This window comes from Moorena sp. SIO2C4 (genome assembly GCF_010672485.1).
GTDB classification, from domain to species: Bacteria; Cyanobacteriota; Cyanobacteriia; order Cyanobacteriales; family Coleofasciculaceae; genus Moorena; species Moorena producens.
This window is the reverse complement of the sequence record NZ_JAAHGN010000555.1, coordinates 1-4889: the sequence shown is the minus strand read 5'-3', so window position 1 is coordinate 4889 and position 4889 is coordinate 1. Positions and strand designations below refer to the sequence as shown.

8 protein-coding genes and 1 pseudogene are annotated in these 4889 nt (G+C 44.5%); 5 read left to right on the top strand and 4 right to left on the bottom strand.

Annotated features, from left to right (window positions below):
• A pseudogene (locus F6K20_RS24270) lies at positions 1–182 on the top strand (hypothetical protein); the annotation flags it as partial.
• A 4-nt stretch (positions 183–186) separates the two neighbouring features.
• On the opposite strand, the gene F6K20_RS24265 reads toward F6K20_RS24270, so the two are convergent.
• From F6K20_RS24265 to F6K20_RS24250, 4 genes are all read right to left on the bottom strand, one after another.
• On the bottom strand, positions 187–966 hold the full coding sequence (locus F6K20_RS24265) for an ABC transporter permease (RefSeq protein WP_008188942.1): 780 nt from the start codon (positions 964–966) through the stop codon (positions 187–189).
• Positions 967–1178: 212 nt separating this feature from the next.
• Positions 1179–2147, bottom strand: coding sequence for an ABC transporter ATP-binding protein (locus tag F6K20_RS24260; RefSeq protein WP_044495031.1), 969 nt, complete (start codon positions 2145–2147; stop codon positions 1179–1181).
• A gap of 23 nt (positions 2148–2170) precedes the next feature.
• Positions 2171–2389 (bottom strand): pentapeptide repeat-containing protein, encoded by a 219-nt coding sequence (locus tag F6K20_RS24255; protein ID WP_287296322.1) that lies wholly within the window; start codon positions 2387–2389, stop codon positions 2171–2173.
• Positions 2390–2812: 423 nt separating this feature from the next.
• The gene (locus F6K20_RS24250) at positions 2813–2947 is read right to left on the bottom strand and encodes a proprotein convertase P-domain-containing protein (RefSeq protein WP_008188949.1); all 135 of its coding nucleotides are present in this window, start codon (positions 2945–2947) and stop codon (positions 2813–2815) included.
• 198 nt (positions 2948–3145) lie between these two features.
• On the opposite strand from F6K20_RS24250, the gene F6K20_RS24245 reads away from it, so the two are divergent.
• The 4 genes from F6K20_RS24245 to grxD all read left to right on the top strand — a co-directional run bounded on the left by F6K20_RS24245 (position 3146) and on the right by grxD (position 4710).
• Entirely contained in the window at positions 3146–3757 is a 612-nt protein-coding gene (locus F6K20_RS24245) for a tetratricopeptide repeat protein (RefSeq protein ID WP_044495021.1), read from the top strand.
• A 32-nt stretch (positions 3758–3789) separates the two neighbouring features.
• Positions 3790–3933, top strand: coding sequence for a hypothetical protein (locus tag F6K20_RS24240; protein ID WP_008188952.1), 144 nt, complete (start codon positions 3790–3792; stop codon positions 3931–3933).
• 90 nt (positions 3934–4023) lie between these two features.
• Positions 4024–4278 carry a BolA family protein gene (locus F6K20_RS24235; protein ID WP_008188957.1) on the top strand — a complete coding sequence of 85 codons (255 nt, stop codon included), beginning with the start codon at positions 4024–4026 and terminating at the stop codon, positions 4276–4278.
• Between the two features lie 108 nt (positions 4279–4386).
• Complete coding sequence (grxD, locus tag F6K20_RS24230) at positions 4387–4710, top strand: Grx4 family monothiol glutaredoxin (protein WP_008188959.1); 324 nt, start codon at positions 4387–4389, stop codon at positions 4708–4710.
• Positions 4711–4889 lie beyond the last annotated feature (179 nt).

Genomic DNA, 4889 nt, shown 5'->3' with positions numbered 1-4889 from the left:
CCCCTCAGACCTATTACCCATTACCTATTACCCATTACCTATTACCGATTACCCAAATAAGCGTACAAATGTTCTGCATAAGTGACATGCTCCCATCTCCCCATCTCCCCATCTCCCCACCTCCCCACACCTCCCACACTTCCCACACTTCCCTCTCTTTTCCTACTCCCTACTCCCTTTGACTAATCAACGGAATAGAATCGGATAAATCTGACGCCAAGCTAGCCTAGAAAACACAGCAGTACATACCAACAACCAGATTAATTCTAAAAACCAGAACTCTGGTAACCCTAAAGGCCAACGTAACAAATCAACTATCGATGATAGGGGTAAAATAGCAACAACATAACCCAGTCCAGTGGGTAATGTATCCCTAGGAAAATAAGTACCACAGAGAGTAAACATTGGTATCATAAACAAGAAAATTGGCACATTAATCTGATCAACAGTACGCACCGTTCCGGCTGTAAATAGCCCAATAGCACTAAACAGCATACTCCCCAAAATAATTACAGGAAAAGATACCAGCAATTGCCAGCCAGAGTAAAGTCCCCAGATCACCGCTACTAACCCTGTGATGGTACCAGCTAGAGCTCCCTTTGTAGTTGCCCATAGCCAATCTCCAATAAATACTTCCATGAAAGTCAACGGTGCTGTCAGCAGTGCATGCCAAGTTTTTTGAAAACTCAAGCGAAAAAAACTCCCAAATGCTCCCTCAAAGAATGACTGAAATAGTACCCCAAGTCCGATCATTCCAGGAGCTATAAAGTTCAAGTAAGATGTGGGTTGACCATAGTAAGAAACATCTCCCACTAGGGGAGTTAAACCATAGCCAAAGGCAATCAGATAGATTATAGGTTCAGAAATTGGGAGTAAACTATTGACTAGCCAAGTTTTTTGATACACTTTGGCATGACGATGCCAGACCGAGTAGATACCCCAAAATGTTACAGAAATTCCTTTCATTTTTATTTTAAGATTTTACAAAATTACTAATTAATTATTAACAGAACTTACCCATTGCCCCCTAAATCCCCCAATTCTGGGGGACTTTGACATCATTCCCCCCTAAAATTAGGCCCAACTAAACTTCGTAAGTCCTAACTAATTACAAATATCCCAATATAAGATATTACAATTAGTAAAGCGGATGTTGATAGTAAACCTGTCTAACTTAATCAATCCAATGATGTTCCGGTCAGTCGTAAAAATACATCTTCTAAGTTGGTGCGGCGGCGGGTTAGACTAACAGATGGAATCGTATTTAGGTCCTGCCAGAGAGGTTGGGGATTGTCCATAGGTAATGCAATCAGATAGTTACTGCCAAAGGTGCGATACCAAGTTCCGTACTGAGTCGCTAATTGTTGCAGGATATCTGGCGAGATTCCCTCAATCTCCACTAGCTCTTTACCAACAGTGCGCTCAATCAGGTCATCGGGGGTACCTTCGTCAATCACCTTACCCTGCTGAAGTAAGATTAAGCGATCGCATAACCGTTGTGCTTCATCCATATAGTGAGTAGTCAACAACACCCCACACCCCTGATGTTTCAGGTGAATCACCAGCTTCCAAAAATCCTGCCGTGCATCCGGGTCAAGTCCTGTAGTAGGCTCATCTAAAAACACGACTTGGGGATGATTAATCAAGGCTCGTGCCAATACCAAACGCCGCTTCAAGCCACCAGATAGCTCATCAATCCGCCGCTGAGCATAATCCTGTAGCCCCACGAGCTCCAGTAACTCCCCTGCTCGTGTCCGAGCTGACTTACCGGTGATCCGGTAGTGGTGGGCAAAGACAACCAAATTCTCAAATACGGTGAAGTCCGGGTCAAGATTATCCTCTTGAGTAACAATCCCCATGGAAAAACGAACCTGTCGCCCTTGAGAATGTACCTGATATTGACCCAACTGTACAAAGCCACGACTAGGCACAACTGCGCCGTAGAGCATTCCCACCGTAGTCGTTTTACCCGCACCATTCGGTCCAAGTAAACCCAAAACTTCCCCAGGATTTAGGGTAAAACTAACTCCACTAACGACAGTGCGATGCTCCTTTGGAGCCGCTACGCGAACGCCATAAGATTTCCACAAATCGTAAGCCGTCAGTGCTACTCGTTCCGTATCGATTTCAGATGTTGTAAGATGCATAGCTAAGACCACAGATGGGTGGCTCAATTTTGAAGGTTAGCGGGTTGAAGGTTAGCGGGTTGAAGGTTAGCGGGTTGAAGGTTAGCGGGTTGAAGGTTAGCTGGTTGAAGGTTGGCTGGTTGGAGGTTAGCTGGTTGAAGGTTAGCTGGTTGAAGGTTGGCTGGTTGAAGATTAGCTGCTTGAAGGTTAGCTGAGTGAAATACCCAAGGATAATCGGTAATGGGTAATGGCTCACGGACCACTGACCCAAGGTTAATTGAGTCTTACTTAAATAAATTCATGACTTGGGTAAATTCATTAGCTTCGCAAAGCCAAAGGAAAAACTTTGCTTTCACTTGTACTACAAAAGTAGTATAACGAGACGTTTTAATGCTGTCAAAATTAATCAAGACACCAAAGATGGATGAAGGGATAGAAATCAGGCATTAAAGCCAGAAAAACAGGTACTTATCAAGTCTTATCTCTATTTATCGTTAATTTCAAAGGTAACCAGTTAACCTGTAAGCATTCAGCGATCAGCGATCAGCGATCAGCGATCAGCGATCAGCGATCAGCGATCAGCTAGCTAACCTTGGCCAAAAGGCCACGCGTTCGCGTTCAACCTTGGCCTTTGGCCACGCGTTCGCGTTCAACCCCCTAACCTTAAACCCACTAACCTTAACCCTTCAACCAACTCCCAAAATCAACTCCCAACTATTCAACCTTCCCGTATCCATCGCTACATCATCCACCACCTGTAATTGCCATACTCCCGATGCTGGTTTATTCAAAACCGACTTCAAACCAGGAGTAGTTTCCACGGAATAGGTTTGTTTTAATAGGCATCGGGGATGAATAGGGAACCTTTTAGGACTATTTTCAGTCTGAACCTTAGATCCAACAACTCTGGTACCTGCTTTACCTTTCCAAGAAGCCCTTAATCGTTTGTGGTAATGGTACTATACCAATAGTTTGGATTTACTCTATTATTTTAGGTAACCAATTCCCAAAGCTATAGTATGGTTTATTCTGGCACTCTTAATCCGGTCAGGCTCGCCTGTTTCGTTGCTCTTCCCGTGATGGCAGCTTTGGTAGTACTGCCACCAGCACAGGCGCAAGGTGCTGATATCCAAGTAGAATCAGACATCACTGACCCCAACAATACCGGGCCGTTGACTCAAGAAGACAGCCTATTGAGTATGCCGGGGGGAGAGCGGATGATGCAAGAGGCGACGAACGCTATTGATTCAGGGAACTATAGCGTAGCGGCCAAAAAACTCCAAGAGGCACGTCAGATATTCAACCAGTTGTCTAACTTTTACCAACAGCTGGCTTCCAGTTTTTCCGGCATTGACAACCGAGTCTACGAGTCTCAACGGCAAAAAGCCCTGGAAACTGCTGAAAAGCGAGATGAAGCTACCTATCGGCTAGCCCTAGTCCATCGAGCCAATGACCAGCCAGAATTAGCTGTCCCCTTGTTAATTCAAATTATTCGGTCTCAAAATCCAACCAGGGAATTGGGAAAAAAATCCTACCAACAGCTGTTTGAGCTAGGATTCGTCGATTCTCCCTTTCCTAGAAATGGCAATAGCCAGCCCACCTCGTCCGCTGGTTCTAATAAAGGCAGTTAAATTGTAAGCTATCAGCTATCAGCTATCAGCCAATGGCCTTGGCCGTTGGCCACGCTACGCGAATGGCCACGCTGGGCGAACAGCTTATGGGCACGCTACTTGAGGTGCTTTTGAATAAAACAAGAGGTAAGCATTGGTTTGATCTGAGTTACGGAAAGCTGACCGCTGACCGCTGACCGCACCTCAAGTAGCGTGCGCGTAGCGCATATGCTTACGTTAAATTTTAGTGTATTTTAGAAATTCCAATAGAAACTGGAATAAAAAAAATGGATCCGATTAGTACACAGCAAGTTGAAGAAAAGATTAAAGAATCGATACCGGATGCTCAGGTAAAAGTAGAAGATTTAGGGGGTGGTAACCATCTCCAAGCCACTGTTGTCTCCTCCGAGTTTGAAGGTAAATCCTTGGTGAAACAACATCAGCTGGTTTATGGAGCCCTAAGCGAAGAGTTGGCAACGGAGGCCATTCACGCCCTAGCTCTAAAAACCTATACCCCCGAAGCTTGGGCTGGCAAGCAGTAAACTGGCCTAAGTCATAATTGGAAGAGTCTAGGATTTCGCGCCCGCTAGACTAATATAATATCGACTATCGAAATAACTATCTAGATATCCCAGGAGTTTAAGACAACGATGACACCAGAACTGAAAGAGAGAATAGAAAAATTAACACAAGAGCACAAAATTTTGGTATTCATGAAGGGCAGCAAACTAATGCCCCAGTGTGGCTTTTCTAATAACGTTGTCCAAATTCTGAATAGCCTAGGAATTAAGTACGAAACCGTAGACGTACTAGAAGATTACGAGATTCGCCAGGGAATCAAAGAATATTCCAACTGGCCAACTATTCCTCAAGTGTACATTAAGGGAGAGTTTATCGGTGGGTCTGATGTGATGATTGAGATGTATCAAAATGGTGAATTGCAGCAGACCGTTGAAGTCGCCCTGGCATCCTAATCCTTGACTGCACCAAACTATTGACAGAACTGAACAACCGCAAAAAGCGATCGGATTAGGAAATGCGATCGCTTTTTTTTAGGGCGTTGCTTAATAATGGAATGATTTTAAGAGTTTTCTGGAATGGACATGTTGGTGGAATGGGCATCTTGCGTGGAACTGGCATCTTGGTAGAACTG